17 protein-coding genes are annotated in these 19,059 nt (G+C 70.9%); 2 read left to right on the top strand and 15 right to left on the bottom strand.

Annotation, left to right across the window (positions count from 1 at the left end; translation table 11 throughout):
• Positions 1 to 40 precede the first annotated feature (40 nt).
• The 7 genes from D6682_07805 to D6682_07775 form a co-directional block, all read right to left on the bottom strand.
• A complete protein-coding gene (locus D6682_07805; protein RMH50123.1) occupies positions 41 to 1,948 on the bottom strand; it encodes a flagellar hook-length control protein FliK in 1,908 nt (635 codons plus the stop codon).
• A gap of 46 nt (positions 1,949 to 1,994) precedes the next feature.
• Positions 1,995 to 2,582, bottom strand: coding sequence for a 2-amino-4-hydroxy-6-hydroxymethyldihydropteridine diphosphokinase (folK, locus tag D6682_07800; GenBank protein RMH50122.1), 588 nt, complete (start codon positions 2,580 to 2,582; stop codon positions 1,995 to 1,997).
• Between the two features lie 85 nt (positions 2,583 to 2,667).
• Positions 2,668 to 3,492, bottom strand: a complete 825-nt coding sequence (locus D6682_07795) for a hypothetical protein (GenBank protein ID RMH50121.1) — start codon at positions 3,490 to 3,492, stop codon at positions 2,668 to 2,670.
• A 15-nt stretch (positions 3,493 to 3,507) separates the two neighbouring features.
• The gene (locus D6682_07790) at positions 3,508 to 3,918 is read right to left on the bottom strand and encodes a response regulator (protein ID RMH50120.1); all 411 of its coding nucleotides are present in this window, start codon (positions 3,916 to 3,918) and stop codon (positions 3,508 to 3,510) included.
• The gene (locus tag D6682_07785) at positions 3,919 to 4,764 is read right to left on the bottom strand and encodes a hypothetical protein (protein RMH50119.1); all 846 of its coding nucleotides are present in this window, start codon (positions 4,762 to 4,764) and stop codon (positions 3,919 to 3,921) included. It lies immediately after the preceding gene.
• Positions 4,761 to 5,297 carry a hypothetical protein gene (locus tag D6682_07780; GenBank protein ID RMH50118.1) on the bottom strand — a complete coding sequence of 179 codons (537 nt, stop codon included), beginning with the start codon at positions 5,295 to 5,297 and terminating at the stop codon, positions 4,761 to 4,763. Before D6682_07780 ends, D6682_07785 begins: the two co-directional genes overlap by 4 nt.
• 34 nt (positions 5,298 to 5,331) lie before the next feature.
• A complete protein-coding gene (locus D6682_07775) occupies positions 5,332 to 6,666 on the bottom strand; it encodes a hypothetical protein (protein ID RMH50117.1) in 1,335 nt (444 codons plus the stop codon).
• 208 nt (positions 6,667 to 6,874) lie between these two features.
• On the opposite strand from D6682_07775, the gene D6682_07770 reads away from it, so the two are divergent.
• Positions 6,875 to 8,026, top strand: a complete 1,152-nt coding sequence (locus D6682_07770; protein ID RMH50116.1) for a YjgP/YjgQ family permease — start codon at positions 6,875 to 6,877, stop codon at positions 8,024 to 8,026.
• Between the two features lie 21 nt (positions 8,027 to 8,047).
• On the opposite strand, the gene D6682_07765 is transcribed toward D6682_07770, so the two are convergent.
• The 4 genes from D6682_07765 to D6682_07750 all read right to left on the bottom strand — a co-directional run bounded on the left by D6682_07765 (position 8,048) and on the right by D6682_07750 (position 11,622).
• Positions 8,048 to 8,593 (bottom strand): hypothetical protein, encoded by a 546-nt coding sequence (locus D6682_07765; GenBank protein ID RMH50115.1) that lies wholly within the window; start codon positions 8,591 to 8,593, stop codon positions 8,048 to 8,050.
• Positions 8,590 to 10,488: a 1-deoxy-D-xylulose-5-phosphate synthase gene (locus D6682_07760; GenBank protein RMH50114.1), complete on the bottom strand. Its 1,899-nt coding sequence runs from the start codon at positions 10,486 to 10,488 to the stop codon at positions 8,590 to 8,592. Before D6682_07760 ends, D6682_07765 begins: the two co-directional genes overlap by 4 nt.
• A 4-nt stretch (positions 10,489 to 10,492) precedes the next feature.
• A complete protein-coding gene (locus tag D6682_07755) occupies positions 10,493 to 11,335 on the bottom strand; it encodes a polyprenyl synthetase family protein (protein ID RMH50130.1) in 843 nt (280 codons plus the stop codon).
• Positions 11,336 to 11,400: 65 nt separating this feature from the next.
• Positions 11,401 to 11,622 carry an exodeoxyribonuclease VII small subunit gene (locus D6682_07750; GenBank protein RMH50113.1) on the bottom strand — a complete coding sequence of 74 codons (222 nt, stop codon included), beginning with the start codon at positions 11,620 to 11,622 and terminating at the stop codon, positions 11,401 to 11,403.
• Between the two features lie 161 nt (positions 11,623 to 11,783).
• Between D6682_07750 and D6682_07745 the strand changes: the two genes are divergently transcribed.
• Entirely contained in the window at positions 11,784 to 12,584 is an 801-nt protein-coding gene (locus tag D6682_07745; protein RMH50129.1) for an inositol monophosphatase, read from the top strand.
• On the opposite strand, the gene folP is transcribed toward D6682_07745, so the two are convergent.
• The 4 genes from folP to D6682_07725 form a co-directional block, all read right to left on the bottom strand.
• On the bottom strand, positions 12,581 to 13,402 hold the full coding sequence (gene folP, locus D6682_07740) for a dihydropteroate synthase (GenBank protein ID RMH50112.1): 822 nt from the start codon (positions 13,400 to 13,402) through the stop codon (positions 12,581 to 12,583). The genes D6682_07745 and folP overlap by 4 nt on opposite strands.
• Positions 13,402 to 15,354, bottom strand: coding sequence for an ATP-dependent metallopeptidase FtsH/Yme1/Tma family protein (locus tag D6682_07735; GenBank protein ID RMH50111.1), 1,953 nt, complete (start codon positions 15,352 to 15,354; stop codon positions 13,402 to 13,404). The genes folP and D6682_07735 overlap by 1 nt, the downstream gene beginning before the upstream one ends.
• Before the next feature lie 138 nt (positions 15,355 to 15,492).
• A complete protein-coding gene (locus D6682_07730; protein RMH50110.1) occupies positions 15,493 to 16,776 on the bottom strand; it encodes a 4Fe-4S binding protein in 1,284 nt (427 codons plus the stop codon).
• A 9-nt stretch (positions 16,777 to 16,785) separates the two neighbouring features.
• On the bottom strand, positions 16,786 to 19,059 hold a 2,274-nt coding region (locus D6682_07725), incomplete at its 5' end, for a spermine synthase (protein ID RMH50109.1).

The following is a 19,059-nucleotide window of genomic DNA, read 5'->3' as shown; positions in this document are numbered from 1 at the left end:
TTGAATCCTCTTGATCAAACGTTGGTCGAAAACGGAACCGTCATGCCAGCACGCTCAGCCGACCGCTGGTGTCTCGATGGAACCCCGCTGCTCCCCCCGGCTCCACCAGCACGCCCTCGTCGACGATGCGGAAGGCGTGGCGCTGCATGCGGCCGAACCCACCGGTGCCGCGCTCCTGCTGCTGCCCCCCCTGCTGCCCCTGCGAGCTCAGCTCCATCGACAGGCCGCCGAGGTCGAGCCCCTGCTGGGCCAGCGCGGCGCGCAGCTGCCCCATGTTCTGATCGAGCGCCAGCCGGCCGGCTGCGCTGTCCACCGTGATGTGCAGCTGCACCTGGCGCGCGCCGTCCGACTGGATGGCGACATGGACCTTGCCCAGATGGGCCGGCTCGAGCTGCAGATCGATGCGCATGGCGCCGTCGCCCGCCGCCCGGCCGATCTGCATCATCGCCTCGGCCGGCCTCCAGGTGGAGGCGTGGGCGCGATAGGCGAGATGGGCGGAGAACTCCCCGCCGCGCGCCGCCGGCGGCAGATCGCCCCGTGCCCCCGCAAGGCCCCCGTCCATGCCGCCGGAGGGGTGGTACTGCCCTTGCCGACCGCCCTGATCACCCGCACCGTGCTGTCCCACACCCCGACCGCCATGGAGCGGATGGAGCGCCTTGTCGGCGGCGGCCATCCCCTCGCCGGAGGGGGCGCCCTGCGCCGTCGGCATGGTGAGACGCATCAGCGCCGGTGCGCCATCGTCCTGCACCGTGCCGCCATCGGTCTGTGCCGCAGCGGCAACGGCCGCCTTCTGCCCCCTCTTGTCGCCGGTCGACGACACGGCGGGATCGAGCGCATGGTGTCCGCCCATCTCCAGCGCCCGGTCGGCACCGGTGGCGACCTGGGCGGTGGCCGATGTACCTTGCGCGACAGACGGATCCCCCTTGCCGTACGCGGCGGAGTGTGCCTGCCGGTCGATCCAAACGACACGCCCGCCGGCCGCACGCCGCGCATCCGCCGGGGCGCCGGCCTCCGCAGACCGGTCCGTTGTTGCGCGCCGATGCCGCTGCGGCGGCGTATCACCCGCCACCTCCCTCCGCTGTGGTGCCGATGCCCCCTCGGTGTGCGCCGAGCCCGACCTGCCCTTCGACGCAACGCCACCGGCCGATGCGGCGGGACCGCGGCCGGCATCACGCCCCGCAGCCGCAGCGACCCGCCGAACCCGCTTCGCCCCACTCCGGTCCACGCCGGCCTGCGCCTCTCCGCCCGACATCTGCTCCGATCCGCCGGTCGTCGGCCGGGAGTGCTGCTCCATACGGATGCCGGCGGCCACCACCGCGACGGCCAGCGACGAGCCGTCGTCCGTCCGCCCGCCGCTCTTCGCCTCGGCGACCTTCGCCTCAGCGCTCTTCGCATCGACCCCCTTCGCCTCGATGCCCTTGGCCTCGGCGGCCTTCGCATCGATGCCCTTCGCCTCGATGCCCTTGGCCTCGGCGGCCTTCGCCTCAGCGCTCTTCGCATCGACCCCCTTCGCCTCGATGCCCTTGGCCTCGGCGGCCTTCGCCTCAGCGCTCTTCGCATCGACCCCCTTCGCCTCGGCGACCAACCGGCGCAAACCGGCGAGCAGCGCCGTGCCGTCCGCACCGTCACCCAACTGCAACGCCCGGCGAAGCTCGGTCAGGGCACCTGCGGAGAGGGCGGCGAGATCGGAGGAGCGGGCCGTCCCCCGCGCCACCTTGTCGATCAGCGCGGCCAGCTCGGCGCCGTGACCGCCGTGCAACAGTGCCGACAACAGACCGGCCGCCTTGCCATCGGCCGCCGCCCCCCCCTCCATCCGGGCGGCGAAGAGCTGCATCAACACGGCGAAGAGCCCCCCCTGGAGCGACTCCTTCCCCGTCCGGGTGACGCCGCTCGCCCCGGTGCCGGCCACCGCGCCGGAGATGGTAGCGATCGATTGGGATTCCATCATGCCCGCCGGGGAGCATGGCGGGTGCCAACAGGCATGAACCTGATTCTTATGGAGTTTTCCTTGGAGTTCGATCCCGATCGGGCAAGATGTGCCCGCCGTCGCCGGCATTTTCTGCCTGCGCCATCCAGCGCCAGGGGGGCGCCACACGGCGGCAGCCGCCCTCATCGACGCGGGAGGCCGCCTCGGCGGCCGGGATCCCGCTGCGCGGATGGATCCACCCCGGCGCCACATCGAGCAGCGGCCACAGGACGAAGGGACGCTCCATCATCCGTGGATGGGGCAACCGCAGCTCCGGCCGATCACAACATCGCCCACCCCAGGCGAGCAGATCGAGATCGAGCGTGCGCGCCCCCCAACGGATCCGCCGCTGCCGCCCGAAGGCCGACTCGATCCGGTGCAGCAGGGCGAGCAACGCCTCCGCCGACAGCGGGGTGGCCACCCGCACCACCGCGTTGCGGTAGTCAGGCTGCGCCCCGGGGCCGACGGCACGGCTGCGGTAGAGCGCGGAGCACCCCAGCAGATCGATGTCCGGATGGGCGGCAAGACGACGGGCGGCCGCAGCCAGGGTGGCGGCGGGATCGCCCAGGTTGCCGCCCAGGGCGATCAGCGCCTCGACCCGTTCACGCGGGCGCAAGCCAGATCTCGATCAGAGCACAAAACCGCCGCTTGCATACGCAAGATCCAAATGTGCGCGGCCGTCCGTGGCCGCGCAGGCCATGCTAGCGATCATGCCGCACCATCACCTGCAGGTGGAAGCGGCGGGAGAGGCGCGCCGCCGCCCGACGGGCCGACGCCTCGTCGGGGTAGCGGTGGGAGCGCACCGCCCACCAACTACCGCGCCGCACCAGGATCGGATCGAACCCGCCGCGCCGCAACCGCCGCATCAGCGCCCGGGCCGAGGCAAGGTCGTGGAAGGAGGCCATCTGCAGGCGATAGATCACCCCGCCCGAGGCCGAAGAGCGCCTCCGCTTGCGGCGGCCGGCCGCCGCCCAACGGACGTCGCGCGCCAGTGCGGCATGGGCGGAGCGTTCCGCCGCGGCCGCGTGCCGCTTGCGTCGGCCCGCCACACGCGGCACGGCGCCGACCACCGACGCACGACGCTGTGCCTTCGGCTTGCGCGGCGTCGCCTGCGGCGCCGGTTTCCGCGCCGCGGTGCGATGGGCGGTCGAACGAGGTGCTGCGGGCCGCTGCTCCAGCGTCGCGATCAGGTCGCCCACCGTCGGTCCGGCCGGCTCCGGGTGGCGCGGCGCCCCACCGCCCTCCGCATCGGTCGCCCCCGCCCGCCGCGGGGAACGCTCCTGCCGCCGGCGGGGGGGCGCGCGACGCACCGTCCGTCGCTCCTCCTCCACGGGGGCTGCGCGCTGCATCCCCTCCACCGCGGGATGGAGCGCCACACCGGTCGTCGGCGCCGGAAGGAGCGGCTCCACCACCTGCCGCAGCGGCACCCGGGCCACCACCAGCACCATGATCAGGGTGAGCAGCCAGAAGGCGACACCGGCCGTCCGTGCCTCCCGCCGTGACGGCGTCGGCCAGCGCCGGGTCACGCCCCCCGCCTTCGGTCAGCCCTTCTCCGACGGCCGGAGCACCGCATCCATCGCACGGCAGAAGGCGTCGAAGGTGAACGGCTTGGTCAACAGATGGAGCGGACGGTCGCGAAACCGCTCGATCAGGTCGTGGGCGTAGCCGGTGACGAACAGCACCCGCCCGGTGAGGTCGCCGTCGAGCCCGTCGATCGCCTGATAGATGTCGTCACCGCGCATGCCGGGCATCCGCACGTCCAGCAGGATGGCATCGTAGCGACAGGGGGCGTCGGAGATGCGGAAGAGCGCCTCCACCGGATCGGCGAGCGACTCCACGAGACACTCCTGCCCGCGCTCCGCGGCATAGAGATCGACGAAATCGCGCAACACCGAGCGCACCTCCGGCTCATCCTCGACAATGATGATGCGCATCGTTCCCTCCTGACGCAATCAGTGCAGCTCCGGCGCGCCCACGCGCCCGCCGATCTCATGCCGCCCCGGGCCGACCAGCGTGGCCAGCAGGCCGGCGGCCTCCCCCTTGCCCGCCTTGACCGTCAACTTGCCCGCCAGCTTCCAGTCGCCCACCGCTCCGGCCGTGGCATGGACCACGCCCCGCCCCTGTACCATACCCTCCGGCCCGCCGTCGATGTGCCACGCCCATCCGGCCTTGCCCTGTGTAAGCGACAACCGCCAAAGGCCAAGCGCCATCGGCTTGCCGCCGCCCATCGTCGCGGCGGCCTCCTCCCAGCGGCAGCGCAGATCGGGCTGCCGCGGCCGTGGCCCGGCCGGATCGAGCTGCAGCGCGCCGGTGCAACGAATCCGACCGGAGAGGCGCACCGGCAGGGATGGCGGCAACAGCGGCTGCACCATCGCCGCAGCCAGATCGACCTGCACATCGGAGAAGTGCAACCATCCCGCCTCCCGCCACAGCCGACCGCGTGCGCTCAGCCGTGTGCCGCTCAGGGTGAAGGCGGCCACCGGCCGCAGCCGACGCAGCGACGCCCACCACAGCGGATGGAGCACCACCCGATCCAGGGGGGGCAGCGCGGCATCGGCGAAGGAGAGCCGACGCAACCACAGCGCCGTACCGTGGCGTTCGATCCCCTCCGCCCGGATCCCCCGCCCGGCCAGCGCCGCATCGATCCGCGGCATCAGCCAACCGTCGATCCCGCCTCCGACATCGAGCCGACCGAGGACGAAGAGCAGCAGCGCCGCCACGAAGAGCATGGCCAGCGCCCGGTTGGAGAGGGGGGCGGGCGCCTCCATGGAGGGCGGCGGGGAGGGGGCGGCGCTCACCGCGCCACCACCAGCCGCACATCGACCCTCCCCGGCACCGCCGTGGCGGAAAGCTTCGCCTGCAGGATCTCCAACCCCCCATCGATCAGACCGCGCAGAAAGGGAACCACCCTGGCGAAAGGAGCGCCGCGCATCTGCAGCAGCAGCGTCTGCCGGCCGGAGAAGTCGGCCTGCGGCTTGATGCGGGTCATGGCGCTGCGCACGCCGTGGTCGCGGGCCAGCTTCTCCACCGCCGCCAGCGCATTCTCCGGCGCCGGGCGGCGGGCGGCATGCCGCAGCCGATCGGCCAGCCGCTCCGCCTCGATGCGCTGCCGCTGCAACTGCACCACCCTCGCCTGCGCCGCCTCCAGCCGATCCCGCGCCGGCAGCAGCAGACCGAAGATCACCACGATCACCGGCAGCGCCACCACCGCCAGCAACACCACCCGCTGTTCGCGCGGCTGCAACGCCCGATAGCGGGGCTCCAGCCGCTCGGCCCACAGCGCCGCCGGCAGATCGCGCATCCGCCGCAACACCACATTCCACCGCATCATCCGTCCGCTCCGAGCGATCCCGTGGCCATCCGCCTCACCAGCGCAGCCGGAAGGCGACCTGCCGCTTGCCCAGATCGGTATCCTCGATGGTCACCGGCCGGCCGAGCTCCCGCGCCAACATGTCGCGCAGACGGTTGAGCCGCTCCAGATCGGCCACCGAGCCACGCATGGAGAAGCCGCCCCGCTCCAGCCGCAGCGATCGCATCTTCCACCCCATCCTGGCGTGGACCCGGGCGAGCGCCGCCAGGCTCCGCAACAGCCGGTCACGCCCGGGAGCGTCGGAGAGGCCGCGCGCCGCCGCCTGCAACTGGGCCAGCGGATCGAGCATCACCGTCTGATCGGGCAGACCGCGATGAAAAGCTTGCGCGATCCGCTCCTCCAGCGCCGCCGCCTGCCGCTCGTAGCCGGCGATGGCCCATTCGACACGCCCGTACCAGACCAGAAGCGCCAGCGCCGCCAGCGCCAGCGGACGGCGCCAGATGCGCCAACGGGCGAGCGCCGACGAGGGAGGCGCCCAGCGCCCGTAGCGAAACTCGATCCCGACACCACCGACGGCGGAGAAGGCCTCCACATTGGCATCGAGCCGACCGGGGAGCCGATCGACTCCATCCGGCGTCCCATCCAGCCCCGCCGCCGCCAGCGCATCGCGCCATGCCGTATCGATCCGACCGCGCGCCGCCGCACCCTCCCATCCCATGGCCCGAAGCGATCGCACCACCTGTCCGGCCAGTGCGTCGTGCGCGATGGCGCCGCCACAGCGATTGAGCCGGCGCAATCCGAGGCATCCCTCCCCCTGCCAGCAACCGAAGAAAATGCCGTCGTCGTCGGCATCGAGCCAAGGCTGCACCTCATCCCCCTCCCCGGTCGCGTCATCCCTCCCCGCCGTCAGCCGCTGGGCGGCGAGCCGCACCCATCCGTCGCACCCGACCGAGGAGGCATGCGACCAGAACGGGTGCCCGGCGATCGCCGCCCGCATCGCCTCCGGCATGGCCAGCACCAGCCCCGTCACCCCCTCCTCCCGGTGGCGCACCACCTGCCAGGCCGGCCACCATGCCTCGGCGTCAATCCCCGCCTGATCCTCCAGCTCCTGCCCGACCACCGCGCCGTCGACGAAACGGGGATGGGCGAGCGGCAACCGGAGAGGCCGCACCAGCAGCCGCTCGATCGGCAAGAGCACCACGCGCGCCGCCCCCTCCTCTCCCCCATCCTGCTCCGGAAGCGGCACCCCATCCCGCCACGCCTCGACCGGCAGAACGCGCCGCCGGCCCGCTCCATCGGCCAAGAGCAACGCGCCGTCGGGCTCCCAGGTCGCAATCATGCTCAGATCGCAACGCGTCCCTCCGTGGGCCTGTTGCTCGACGGCGATCATGACCTCACCGCAAAAAGTCCCTCCATGGACTTTTTGCTTGACGGCGATCGAAGAGCGCGATCTTCGATCGCCTTACAAATCCGTCCTGGTCGCGAATGCCGCCCTCTTGCGAAGCCGTCAATCATGCGCCGCATGGTAACGGCCCCGGCAGGCCGTAGCGAAACCACCCACCATTCCCCGCCGCCGACTGCCCGGCTACCGTTCGACCATGGTGCTGGATCGCTACATCCTGCGGCTCTGGTGGCAGCCCTTCGTCGGCATGCTGCTGCTGGTCACCGCCGTGCTGCTGCTCGGCCGCGCGCTCAAGCTGCTCGGGCTCTTCGCCGCCAAATCGATCGACTGGTCGCTGCTTGGCACCATGCTGGCGGCGATCACCCCCTACTTCCTGGTGCTCACCCTGCCGATCGCCTTCTTCTTCGCCGCGCTCCATCTGCTGATCCGCCTGCAACAGGAGAACGAACTCGACGCGCTGCAGGCCGCCGGCATCGACCCTCTGCGTCTGCTGCGCCCGCTCTTCGTCGTCGCCATCCTGCTCTGGCTGCTGCTCACCTGGACGGCACTGGAGTGGATGCCGCAGGGGCAGAAGGCGTTTCAAACGCTGCTGGTGGCGATCACCAAACTCAAGGCCGCCCCGTCGTTTCAGCCGCAGCGCATCGACCGCAGCCTGGAGCACCTCACCGTCTACATCCAGGGGCGCGACGCCACCGGCACCATGCACGGCCTGCTGCTGGAGGATGCCCGCTACCGCGAGCCGGTGATCTACATCGCACAGTCGGCGGAGCTGGTGCGCGCCGGCGGCCGGCTGAGCTTCATCCTCCACCACGGCACCCGGCTGGAGGGGAGCGGCGACGACCTGCGCACCGTCTCCTTCGTCCGCTACCGCATCAGCGAGGATGCCGGCGCCCTCGGCCTGCTCAAGCTGCCGCAGTGGGGCGACCGCGCCTTCGAGATGGACTTCGCCGAGTTGCGCCACGCGTTGCAGCGCACCCCCGGCCGCCCCGACCTGATCGCCGAACTCCATCGCCGCCTGCTGCTTCCCGCCACCATCCTGATCCTGGCCCTCTTCGCCCTGCCGCTCGCCATCCAGCCCAAGCGCTCCGCGCGGGCCACCCCCTACCTTGCGGGCATCGGCCTGATCCTGCTGCTCTACAACGGCCAGATCCTCCTCCACCAGCTGGTGCTCAACGGCCGCGCGGGCCCATGGGTGATGTGGCTCGGTCAGGGGCTCTTCCTCGCCCTCGGCGGCTGGCTCTTCCAGCGGGTGCGCACAGGCCACACCCCACAGATCATGGTCCGGGTCGAACAGCTCCTCGGCGCCCTGGGAGCGCGGCTCGAACGGCGGCTGGCCCGGCGCTGGTGACAGCCGCGCCTCCGCCGGGAGCTACGCCGACACCAGAGCGCGCAGCTGCGGGAAGGCGATCAGCAGGCCGAGCAACAGCACCACCGGCAGGATCATCGGCAGGCCGATCAGCGCCAGCGCCACGCCGGGACGCATGCCGCTGCGCACCACCACCCCGCGCCACATCAGGTAGAGCGACCAGAAGAAGGCCACCGTGCCGAGCCAGGGGATCCAGGCGGCCACGAGCGGCACCGAGGCGTAGGAGGAGAGCAAAAAGGCGTTGGTCGGGGCCATCCTGCCGTCGGAGAAGCGGCGCACCCCCCAGCTTAGGTAGTGCGCCCACACCACCGTGCCGACCACCGTCCCCACCCAGATCACCGGGTAGAGGAACATCAGCAGAGCGTCGTAGAAGGGATAGGCGAGAAACACCGACACCATGGTGATGGCGGTGAGCAGCAGAATGCCCAGCTGATAGCGGGCGGTGGTCGGCATGCCGCGGAAGAAGGCATCCGGATCGCGCAACACGGAGCGCGCCGCCGGCAGCATCGTCGCCATCACCCGTCGATCTTCCATGTAGACCATGCTCATCGTTCGTCTTCCCCCTTGCTCGTTGCGGTGTCGTCTCCGGCCTGGACCAATGCGCGCAACCGCGCGGCGATCGACGCACGGTCGAGCTCCAGCTCCGCCAGCACCTCCTCCGGCCGCCCCTGATCGGGAAAGCGGTCGGGCATGGCCATATGGGCGAACGGCCCGCGCCAGCCGGAGGCCAAGGCCAGCGCCGCAATCGCCTCGCCCACACCGCCCTGGGCGCACCCCTCCTCGACCACCACCAGCGGCTTGCCCTCCACCAGCAGATCGAGAATGGTACGGCGATCGAGCGGCTTGACGAAGCGCAGGTTGAGCAGGCTCATCGAAACCCCGGCCTCGCGCAAGGCGGCGCGGGCGTCCGCGCAGCGGGTGCCGACCGCGACCAGCAACCCGTCGCCACCGCGCGCGATCACCTCGGCGCGGCCCAGGGCGATCGGCGCGGGCGCAGGCTCCTCCGCCTCCGCATCGACGGCGGCACGCGGATAGCGCAGCGCCGCCGGGCCGTCGAGGGTGAGTGCAAAACGCAGCATCGCGCGCAGCTCCGCTCCGCTGCGCGGCGCCATCACCGTCATCTTGGGCAGGCAGCGCAGATACGCGATGTCGAACATGCCGGTGTGGGTGGGGCCGTCGGCCCCGACCACACCGGCGCGATCCATGCAGAGCACCACCGGCAGCTGCTGGATGCAGAGATCGTGGATGATCTGGTCGTAAGCGCGCTGCATGAAGGTGGAGTAGATCGCCACCACCGGCCGCTTGCCGCCGACCGCCAGCCCGCAGGCGAAGGTCACCGCATGCTGCTCGGCGATGCCCACATCGAAGAAGCGGTCGGGGAAGCGCTCGGCGAAGGCGCTCAGCCCGGTCCCCCCCGGCATCGCCGCGGTGATCGCCACGATGCGCGGATCCGCCTCGGCCAGGGCGCAGAGCTCCTCGGCGAAGACCCTGGTGTAGGTGAGGCATGCGGCGGCGGCGATCGGCGTGCCGCGCTCCGGATCGTACGGACCCAGGCCATGCCAGGTGACCGGATCCTCCTCCGCCGGACCGAACCCCAGCCCCTTGCGGGTCAGCACATGGAGCAGCACCGGGCCGCGCAGTTGGCGCACGTTGGCCAGCGTCGGCAGCAGATGGTCGAAATCGTGGCCGTCGAGCGGGCCGATGTAGCGGAAGCCCATCTCCTCGAACAGCGTCCCCGGGGTGATCAACCCCTTGACGTGCTCCTCCACGCGACGGGCCGCCTCCAGCGCGCCGGGCAGGGCGCTGAGCAGCCGGCGGGCGCCATCCTTGATCTGCCCGTAGGCACTGCCGCTGATGATCCGCGCCAGGTAGGAGGAGAGCGCGCCGACGTTGGGGGCGATCGACATCTCGTTGTCGTTGAGGATGACGATCAGATCGCGCTCCCCGCCACCGGCGTGGTTGAGCGCCTCCAGCGCCATGCCGCCGGTGAGCGCGCCGTCGCCGATCACCGCGATATCGTGGCCTTCTTCCCCGTCGAGCTGACGGGCCACCGCCATGCCGTAGGCGGCGGAGATGGAGGTCGAGGCGTGGCCGGCGCCGAAGGGATCGTGCTCCGACTCGCTTCGCTTGGTGAAGCCGGAGAGCCCCCCCTTCTGCCGGATGGTGGCCAGCCGACGACGCCGGCCGGTCAGGATCTTGTGGGGGTAGGCCTGGTGGCCGACATCCCAGACGATGCGGTCGCGCGGCGAGTCGAAGAGGTAGTGCAGCGCGATGGTCAGCTCGACCACCCCCAGCCCGGCGCCGAGATGGCCGCCGATCGGCGCCAGCGTCCGGATCATGAACCGGCGCATCTCCGCGGCCAGCTGCGGCAACTGCTCCGGCCGCAGCCGCTTCAGGTCGGCCGGGCCGTCGATGGCGGCGAGCAGCGGATACCCCTCGGACACCCGATCAGCTCCCCCGATGGAGCAGGTAGTCGGTCAACTCCATCAGTGCCGTCGCGCTGCCCGGCCGCCCCTCCTCCAGCGTCCGGCACGCATCGGCGGCCAGCGCCGCCATCTCGCGCGCCCGCTCCCGCGCACCGTCGACCCCGAGCAGCGCCACGGAGGTCGCCTTGCCCCGGGCGGCATCCTTGCCCGCGCGTTTGCCCAGCGCGGCGCTGGTCGCGGTGACGTCGAGCAGATCGTCGACGATCTGGAACAGCAATCCCACCGCCTCACCGAAGCGGATGCAGCCGCGCCGCCGCTCTTCGTCGGCGCCGGCCAGCAGGGCGCCCGCCTCACAGCAGAACCGCAGCAACGCACCGGTCTTGTGCAGGTGGATGTGCTCCACCTGCGGCAGATCGATCGCGGCTGCCCCCTCCGCCTCCATGTCGAGCATCTGGCCGCCCACCATCCCCTGGCCGCCGGCGGCGCGCGCCAGCCCCCGCACCAACGCCACCCGGACGGCGTCGGGAACCTCGCAGTCGCAGATCAGCTCGAAGGCCAGCGCCTGCAGCGCGTCGCCGGCCAGTACGGCGGTCGCCTCGTCGAAACGGCGGTGACAGGCGGGTTGGCCACGCCGCATATCGTCGTCGTCCATGCAGGGGAGGTCGTCGTGGATCAGGGAGTAGGTGTGGATGCAGTCGACCGCCATCGCCGCCGGCATCGCCCTCCGATCCTCCTCCTCCCCTCCGCAGGCGTCGAAACAGGCCAGCAAGAGCGCCGGCCGCACCCGCTTGCCGCCGCCGGACAACACGTAGAAGAGCGCCTGCCACAACCGATCGGGGATCCGCGCCCGGCGGCGATCGAGCATCCGGCGCAACGCCACATCGACCCGCCGGGCGGCGGTCACCAGCGACCGCGGCGGCGCGGCGGCGCTCACCGGGCGGCCGGAGATCCGTCCTGCTCCGTCAGGATGTTCAGCCGCTGTTCCGCACCTTCGAGCAGCTCCTCGCAGCGACGGGAGAGCAACACCCCCTCCTCGAAGGCGGCGACACTCGCCTCCAGGTCGAGGCTGCCCGACTCCAGCTGCTCCACCAGCCGGGTCAGCCGCTCCAGCGACTCTTCGAAACTGAGCCGTTCCACCTCTTCCCGCGTCATGACAGGACCATCCCTTCGCAACACCTCCCTCCATGGAGCTGCCGCCCGGCGGCGAGGAGGCGCGCCCCTTCGTCTCCGCCCGCCCCAACGCTAACCGTTTGCCCCGGAAGTGGAACCGCACCAGCATGCGGCCCCATGCCCCCGCCGACAAGGAGTCCCGTGTGCTCTATGTAGCCATCCGGGCCGCCCGCAAGGCCGGCGCCATGATCGCCCGCGCCTTCGACGAACGGGACCGGTTGCAGGTGACCCGCAAGGAGCAGCACGACTACGTCACCGACGTCGATCGACGGGCCGAGGCGATCATCCTCAACGAACTGCGGCAGCACTACCCCGACCACGGCTTCGTCGCCGAGGAGTCCGACCGCAGAGGGGGGACGCAGAGCGTGGTCTGGTACATCGACCCGCTCGACGGCACCACCAACTTCATCCACGGCTATCCCCACTTTTCGGTCTCCATCGCCGCCTGGCGCCGGGGCAGGCCGCTGCTGGCGGTGGTGCACGACCCGATCCTGAACGAAACCTTCGAGGCGCAGGCCGGCAAGGGGGCGCTGCTCAACCGCCGCCGGCTGCGGGTGAGCAGCGAGGGGGAGATCTCCCGCGCCATCTTCGCCTCCGGCCTCCCTCCCTACCGGCTGGATCAGATCGACCGCTTCCAGCGGCGGATGGAGCAGTGCATGCGGGCGGCGGAGGGGTATCGACGGGGGGGATCGGCGGCGCTCGATCTGGCCTACATCGCCGCCGGCCGGCTCGACGCCTACTGGGAGGGGGGGCTGATGCCGTGGGATCTCGCCGCGGGCGTCCTGCTGGTGCAGGAGGCCGGCGGCATGGTCACCGATCTCCACGGCGGGCCGTTCGATCTGGAGGCGGGCGACGTCCTCGCCGCCAACCCCCGATTGCACGAACGGTTCCGCCGCCTGCTGATCGCCGCCGACCGGGATGGGGGGGAGCGCCCCTCCTCCTAGCAGGGGGTGAGCCGGGCGGCGATCGCCGCCGCCTGCCGGTGGAGCGCCACGTCGTGCACGCGCAGGATGTCGCAACCGGCAAGCAGCGGCCCCATCGCCGCCAGCGCGCTGACCATGTCGCGCCGCTCCGGCGGCCCCTCCACCAGAGGGGCGAGCAGCGACTTGCGGGAGATCCCGATCAGTACCGGCAGGCCGAGCTCCTCCCGGATCCGCCCCACCGCGCGCAACAGCGCCCAGTTGTGCTCCGGCCGCTTGCCGAAGCCGATCCCCGGATCGACCACCAACCGGCTGCGGGCGATCCCCGCCGCCGCGCAGCGTGCCACCCTCTGCTGCAGCCATGCGATCACCTCGTCGACCACCGAGTGGTAGCGCGGATCACGCTGCATGGTCTGCGGCGTCCCCTGCATGTGCATCAGGCAGATATCGACCGACGAGGAGGCGGCCAGCTCCAGCGCCCCATCGGCGCCGAGGGCCGTGATGTCGTTGATCATCGAAGCGCCCGCCGCAATGGCCGCGCGCATCACCTCCGGCTTGCGGCTGTCGATCGAGACACGACAACCGGCCGCGCAGAGCCGCTCCACCACCGGAACCACCCGCGCGAGCTCCTCCTCGACCGCCACCGGCTCGGCGCCGGGGCGGCTCGACTCGCCGCCGACGTCGATCAGCCGCGCCCCGGCCCGCCACATGGCCACGCCGTGGGCCGCCGCCCGGTCGGGATCCAGGTAACGGCCACCGTCCGAAAAGGAATCGGGGGTGCAGTTGAGCACCCCCATGATCGCCGCCTCCCCCCCGGGGGGACGCCGCCAGGGGTGGGCCATCAGCCCCCGGCGCCTCCCTCACCGCTGTCGGCGGGATCACCCACCGCGGGCGCCTCCTGCTGGGCGTCGGCGTGCAGATCGACCGCCGCCTCCGGCTCGTCGTCGGCGTCGCCCGCCCCGCCGGAGACCTCCGCCCGCTTCGGCGGATCGCGGGTGATCTCCTCGCCGGCCATCAGTCGGTCGATATCGTCCCCGTCGAGGGTCTCATACTTGATCAGCGCCTGGGCGATGCGGTGGAGCTCGTCCATGTGCTGCTCGAGGATCTCCCGCGCCCGCTGGTAGTTGGCGTCGATCAGCGCGCGCACCTCGGCGTCGATCTTGCGCGCGGTCTCCTGCGAGATGTTGCGCTGCTGGGTGATCTCGCGGCCGAGGAAGGGCTCGTGCTCCCGCTCGCCGTAGACCATCGGCCCCATGGTGTCGCTCATCCCCCACATGGTCACCATGTTGCGCGCCAGCTGGCTGGCCCGTTCGAAATCGTTGGAGGCGCCGGTGGTCTTCTGATTGAGCACCAGCTCCTCGGCGACCCGTCCGCCCATCATGATGGCGATCTGGTCGAGCAGGTATTCGCGGTCGTGGTTGAGCTTGTCCTCCTCCGGCAGCTGCATGGTCACGCCGAGCGCCTGACCGCGCGGGATGATGCTCACCTTGTGCACCGGATCGGCATTCTTCAGACACTTGGCCACCAGGGTATGGCCCGCCTCGTGGTAGGCGGTGGTCCGCTTCTGCTTGTCGGAGATGATCATCGAACGCCGCTCGGTGCCCATCATCACCTTGTCCTTGGCCATCTCGAAGTCGATGTTGCTCACCACATCCTTCTCATAGCGGGCGGCGTTGAGCGCCGCCTCGTTGACCAGGTTGGCCAGATCGGCGCCGGAGAAGCCGGGGGTGCCGCGGGCGATGATGCGGGGATCGACATCCTTGGCCAGCGGCACCTTCTTCATATGGACCCGGAGGATCTGCTCGCGCCCGACCAGATCGGGTCGGGGCACCACCACCTGGCGGTCGAAGCGGCCCGGGCGGAGCAGCGCCGGATCGAGCACGTCGGGACGGTTGGTCGCCGCGATCAGGATCACGCCCTCGTTGGTCTCGAAGCCGTCCATCTCGACCAGCAGCTGGTTGAGCGTCTGCTCACGCTCGTCGTTGCCCCCGCCGATGCCGGTGCCGCGATGACGCCCCATGGCGTCGATCTCGTCGATGAAGACGATGCAGGGGGCTTGCTTCTTGGCTTGTTCGAACATGTCGCGCACGCGTGAGGCGCCCACACCGACGAACATCTCGACGAAGTCGGAACCGGAGATGCTGAAGAAGGGGACATCCGCCTCGCCGGCGATGGCCCGCGCCAGCAGGGTCTTGCCGGTGCCCGGCGGCCCGACCAGCAGCACCCCCTTGGGGATCTTGCCCCCCAGCCGGGTGAAGCGGGTCGGATCGCGCAGGAACTCGATGATCTCGGTCACCTCCTGCTTGGCCTCGTCACAGCCGGCCACATCCTCGAAGGTGACCCGGTTGGTGTTCTCGGTGAGCAGCTTGGCCTTGCTCTTGCCGAAGGAGAAGGCGCCGCCGCGCACTCCGCCCTGCATCTGACGCATGAAGAAGATCCAGACGGCGATCAAGAGCAGCATCGGGAACCAGGAGATCAACACCGAGACGAAGAACGGCACCTCCTCCGGCGGCAGCACATCGACCTCGACGCCGCGCTCGACGAGCTGCTTGGCCAGCGTCGGATCCTCCGGCGCCACCACGTCGTAGGTGGTCAACTCCCCGTTCATGTCGCGCATCTGACCGCGGATATGGCTGCCGGCGATGGTCGCATTCTCCACCATCCCCTGTTCCACCTTGTGGTAGAAGGCGCTGTAGCTCAGGTGGCTGCCGTGCGCACCCGGCCGGGAGAACATGTTGAACAGGCTCATCATCGTCATGCCGATCACCAGCCAGAGCAGCAGATTCTTGCCCATAACAACCTCAAACACCAAACAATCGCAGGCAACACCCGCGCCATCGCCAACCGTGGCGCACGCTACATGAACGGAAGGTGAAGTCCCAACGACCAGACATCGCCACGGCGCCGACCAGGCGGCACCCGCAGCTCCAGCTCATCCGCCCGCCGCATAGTGGACGGCGGTAAAGCCGCGGTGCCACCCCTGCCCGTTGTCGGCCACCACCCGGAAGCGGTGCAATCCCCGCGACAACCGCGCCTTGTTCATGGTCAGCGCCACATCCTTGCGCCCGGGGCCGTCGAAGTGGAGCCGCCGCGCGCTCAAGGTGTAGTCGCCCTCCTTCAATCCGCGCACCTCCAGCCGCACATCCATCGGGGCGTAGAGCTTGTTGGCCACCTCGATGCGGTAGCCGATCAGATCGCGCCCCTGCCACGCCTCGCTGCGGTAGACGGCCAGATGCATCGGCTCGTAGTGGGTCAGGCCGAAGAAGAAGATCGCCCCGCCGGCGATGGTGAAGGCGAGCGCCGCCCGGCTGCGGGTGGCGATGCTGCTCAGGGTGTCGTGGATCCCGCGGTGCTTCTCGCCGCCGATGACGAAGTGGAGCAGCGATCCCCCCTGCAGCTTGCGGCTGCGGCGGTGGAGCTCGTCGCAGGCGGCGATACAGGCGCCGCAGTTGACGCAACTGTCGAACACCTCGGTGTTGCGCGGATCGATGTCGACGAAGCAGTGGTCGACGCAGTAGTGGCAGCGGGCGCAGTCGTCGGCGCGCGCCGCATCGTAGCGGACGCGCAGGGTGTCCCGCGTTTTGAACGAGTGTTGCCAGATGCGGTAGATGCACATGTAGCGGCACATCAAGTGGCGGATCACCGCCACATCGAGGAAGACCACCACCACGCAGACGGTATAGATCCAGTGCAGCGAGCCGGCCAGCCGCGGATCCTCGCGAAAGGTGAGAAACGACCAGATCGCCGACGGCGGATAAAAGTAGAGCAACGGCACCAGCGCCACCACCATCGACACCGCCAGCAGCAGCAGGAAGAGCGCCACCTTGTTTTGCCAGCCGCTGCGCCGGAGCGCGATCTGCACATCGTCGCCGGTCATGTCCATGATGCGGGCGTTGCGCCCGAGCATGCTCCGGGTGATCTGGTTGGCCCATTCGGAGAGGGTGTTCTGCGGACACATCCAGCCGCAGAAGGCGGCGCCGGCCAACGAATAGAAGATCACCAGCAGGCTGGCAACGAAGATCCAGAATCCGAGCACGATGAAGGCGTCGGAGAACCAGATCTGGCGGCCTGCGACGACGAAGGCGCCGTCCACCGGATCGATACGGAAAAGCCCGCTGACCGGAATCGCCACCAGCAGCGCCAGCGTCAACAGCTGAACCGCCCGCCGCGCCGGATGCAACCGGCCGGCGTAGGCGTCGACATCGGGCCGCCACATACTCCCAGCCTAGGGCAGTCGCGCCAGCGGGGCAACCTGCCGGATGCGCGCCCGCCAGCGGGCGGCGGCCCGCGGATCGTCGGCGGAGGCTGAAACCATCGCCTCGAGCGCGGCCAGATGGTCGGGCCTGATGGCCAGCAACTGCCGCAGCGCCTCCTTGCGCCCCACCCCCGGCGGCAGGCGACCGGCCTCGATCGCCGCCATCAACCGGTCGGCGACGGCGAAGGAGGCCCAGCGGTTGTGCGGATTCCAGCGCCAGGCGTCGCGAGCGTAGCGGTCGGCCGCGCGCGCATCCCCCTGCAGATCGGCGATCCAGCCCCGCACATTGGCCAGCGCCGCCCGCCGGGCGCGGCGGAAGCGCTCCATCCGCGCCGGCGGCAGATGCAGCAGCGCCGCCGCCTGCCGGTCGGCCACGCGGAAGCGCAGCAGCCATCGCCAGAGGCCGACCAGCGCATCGACGCCACGGTAGCGCGCCCGCGGCAGGGCATACTCGATCACCGGCCACCACTCGCTCTGCGGCCGGGCATCGAGCCGTGGCACCGGACCCCACAGCCGCGCCATCCAGCTCGCCACCCCCTCACCGCCATCGCCCCCGGCTGGAGGCGCGGCAGGCGGCGCCAGTGGCGCGTCCGGTCGGGCGAACAGAGCCAGCCGGTAGCCGTCGACGAAAAGCAGCCCGTGGGGGAAGACGCGGCGGAAGGTGGCGAACATCACCCGCAGATTGGCCACATCGAACTGGTTGAGCGCGATCCACTGGACGAAGATCCCGCCCGGCGCCAGCCGCCGGCGCACCCGGCGAAACTGCTCCAGCGAAAGCAGCGCGCCGCGTCCGGCCATGTCGGGGTGGAACAGATCGCCGACGATCACATCGTAGCGCCGCCGGTCACGCCGCAGGAAGCGGCGCACATCGTCGTGGACGATCCGCAGGCGATCCACCACACCGCCGTTGACCGGCCGGAACCAGCCGCCCGCCGCCCGGATCGCGCCGGGGGAGAGCTCCACCGCCGTGCGCTCCAGCCCCGGCCAGGGGAGCGAGCCGGCGGCGGTGATGCCGGTGCCCAGCCCGAGGAAGAGCACCCGCCGGGGGTGGGGGTGGAACAGCAACGGCAGCCGCGCCTGATTCTTCTGCACCGCCACCGAGGTGGGATCGCTGGCCGCATCCATGCGCTGCAGATCGGCCAGCAGCAGCCGCTGTCCATCGGGGCGCTGCACCACATGGGTGACATTGACCGCATCCTCGAAGCGGGCGCGGTCGACCGTGCCGGCCAGCGCCGGGGTGAGCTCTGCCGCCGGCGGCATCCGCCACCAAGGGGCGGCGACCAGCGGCAGCAGCAAAAAAGCGAAGCGCAACGGCCCATGGCCGCACCAGCGCATGGCGCAAAGCAGCAGCAGGGTCGCCGCCACGATCAGCGTCGCCGGCGTGCCGATCGAGGGAACGAGCAGCAGCCCGCCGACCACCGCGCCCAGCGCCGCGCCGATGCTGTTGGCCCCGTAGAGCAGCGCCGCGCGGCGGGGTGTGTCGCCCCCCTGCTGCCGCAGCCTGCCGGCCAGCAGCGGCAGCCACGCCCCCAGCGCCAGCGTTGTCGGCAGCAGCACCAGGGCGAGCACCCCTCCCTGCGCGGCCAGCGCCGCCCCCAGGCTGGAGAAATCGGCCCGGCCCGCCCAGCGCCCGATCGACGGCCAGACCATGAGTGAGAGCAGGATGCCGCCGGCGGCGATCCACGGCAGCCAGGAGAAGCGGCAAGCCAGCCACCGGGCGCGGGCCAGCAGGCTGCCCAGCCCGATGCCGGCGACGATCAGCGCCAGCACCAGCGCCAGCAGGTATTCGGTGCGCAGCAGCACCATGCCGTAGAGCCGCACCCAGCCGACCTCGACCATCAGCGCCGCCGCCCCCACCCCGGCGTAGGCGACCAGATCGATCCACGACAGCGGGGAGCGTGCCCGGGACGCATCCACGCCGCCATCGGCCGCGCCATCGCCGGCCAACCGCCCGGCCGACCACCACGCGACAGAAGCGATCAACAGCCCGAGGGCCACCACCACACCGAGCGCGCCGCTCCAGCCGAAGGCGGGCAGCAGCCAGAGCGGCAGCAGCGCGCCGATGGTGCCGCCGAGCGCGTTGACGCCATAGAGCAACGCCACCGGGCTGCCCACCGCACGGCCGGCGCGCAGCACCAGCGCAAATCCCGCCCCCATCGCCGTCGCGGGGACCATGAGCAGCAGGAAACTGGCCCCGCCCTCCATCAGCCGCCACCAGAGCAGGCGGTCGGTGGCGGGCAGATG

The sequence above is a fragment of the Zetaproteobacteria bacterium genome (genome assembly GCA_003696765.1).
Classification (GTDB): Bacteria; Pseudomonadota; Zetaproteobacteria; order Mariprofundales; family J009; genus RFFX01.
The sequence above is the reverse complement of the archived record's forward strand: the minus strand, read 5'-3'. Positions and strand labels throughout refer to the sequence as shown.

Excerpts from the sequence above, each read along its gene's own strand:
- D6682_07805 (RMH50123.1), bottom strand. The coding sequence starts at position 1,948 with ATGATGGAATCCCAATCGATCGCTACCATCTCCGGCGCGGTGGCCGGC.
- D6682_07780 (RMH50118.1), bottom strand. The coding sequence starts at position 5,297 with ATGATGCGGTGGAATGTGGTGTTGCGGCGGATGCGCGATCTGCCGGCG.
- D6682_07775 (RMH50117.1), bottom strand. The coding sequence starts at position 6,666 with ATGATCGCCGTCGAGCAACAGGCCCACGGAGGGACGCGTTGCGATCTG.
- D6682_07770 (RMH50116.1), top strand. The coding sequence starts at position 6,875 with ATGGTGCTGGATCGCTACATCCTGCGGCTCTGGTGGCAGCCCTTCGTC.
- D6682_07765 (RMH50115.1), bottom strand. The coding sequence starts at position 8,593 with ATGAGCATGGTCTACATGGAAGATCGACGGGTGATGGCGACGATGCTG.
- D6682_07755 (RMH50130.1), bottom strand. The coding sequence starts at position 11,335 with ATGCTCGATCGCCGCCGGGCGCGGATCCCCGATCGGTTGTGGCAGGCG.
- D6682_07750 (RMH50113.1), bottom strand. The coding sequence starts at position 11,622 with ATGACGCGGGAAGAGGTGGAACGGCTCAGTTTCGAAGAGTCGCTGGAG.
- folP (RMH50112.1), bottom strand. The coding sequence starts at position 13,402 with ATGGCCCACCCCTGGCGGCGTCCCCCCGGGGGGGAGGCGGCGATCATG.
- D6682_07735 (RMH50111.1), bottom strand. The coding sequence starts at position 15,354 with ATGGGCAAGAATCTGCTGCTCTGGCTGGTGATCGGCATGACGATGATG.
- D6682_07730 (RMH50110.1), bottom strand. The coding sequence starts at position 16,776 with ATGTGGCGGCCCGATGTCGACGCCTACGCCGGCCGGTTGCATCCGGCG.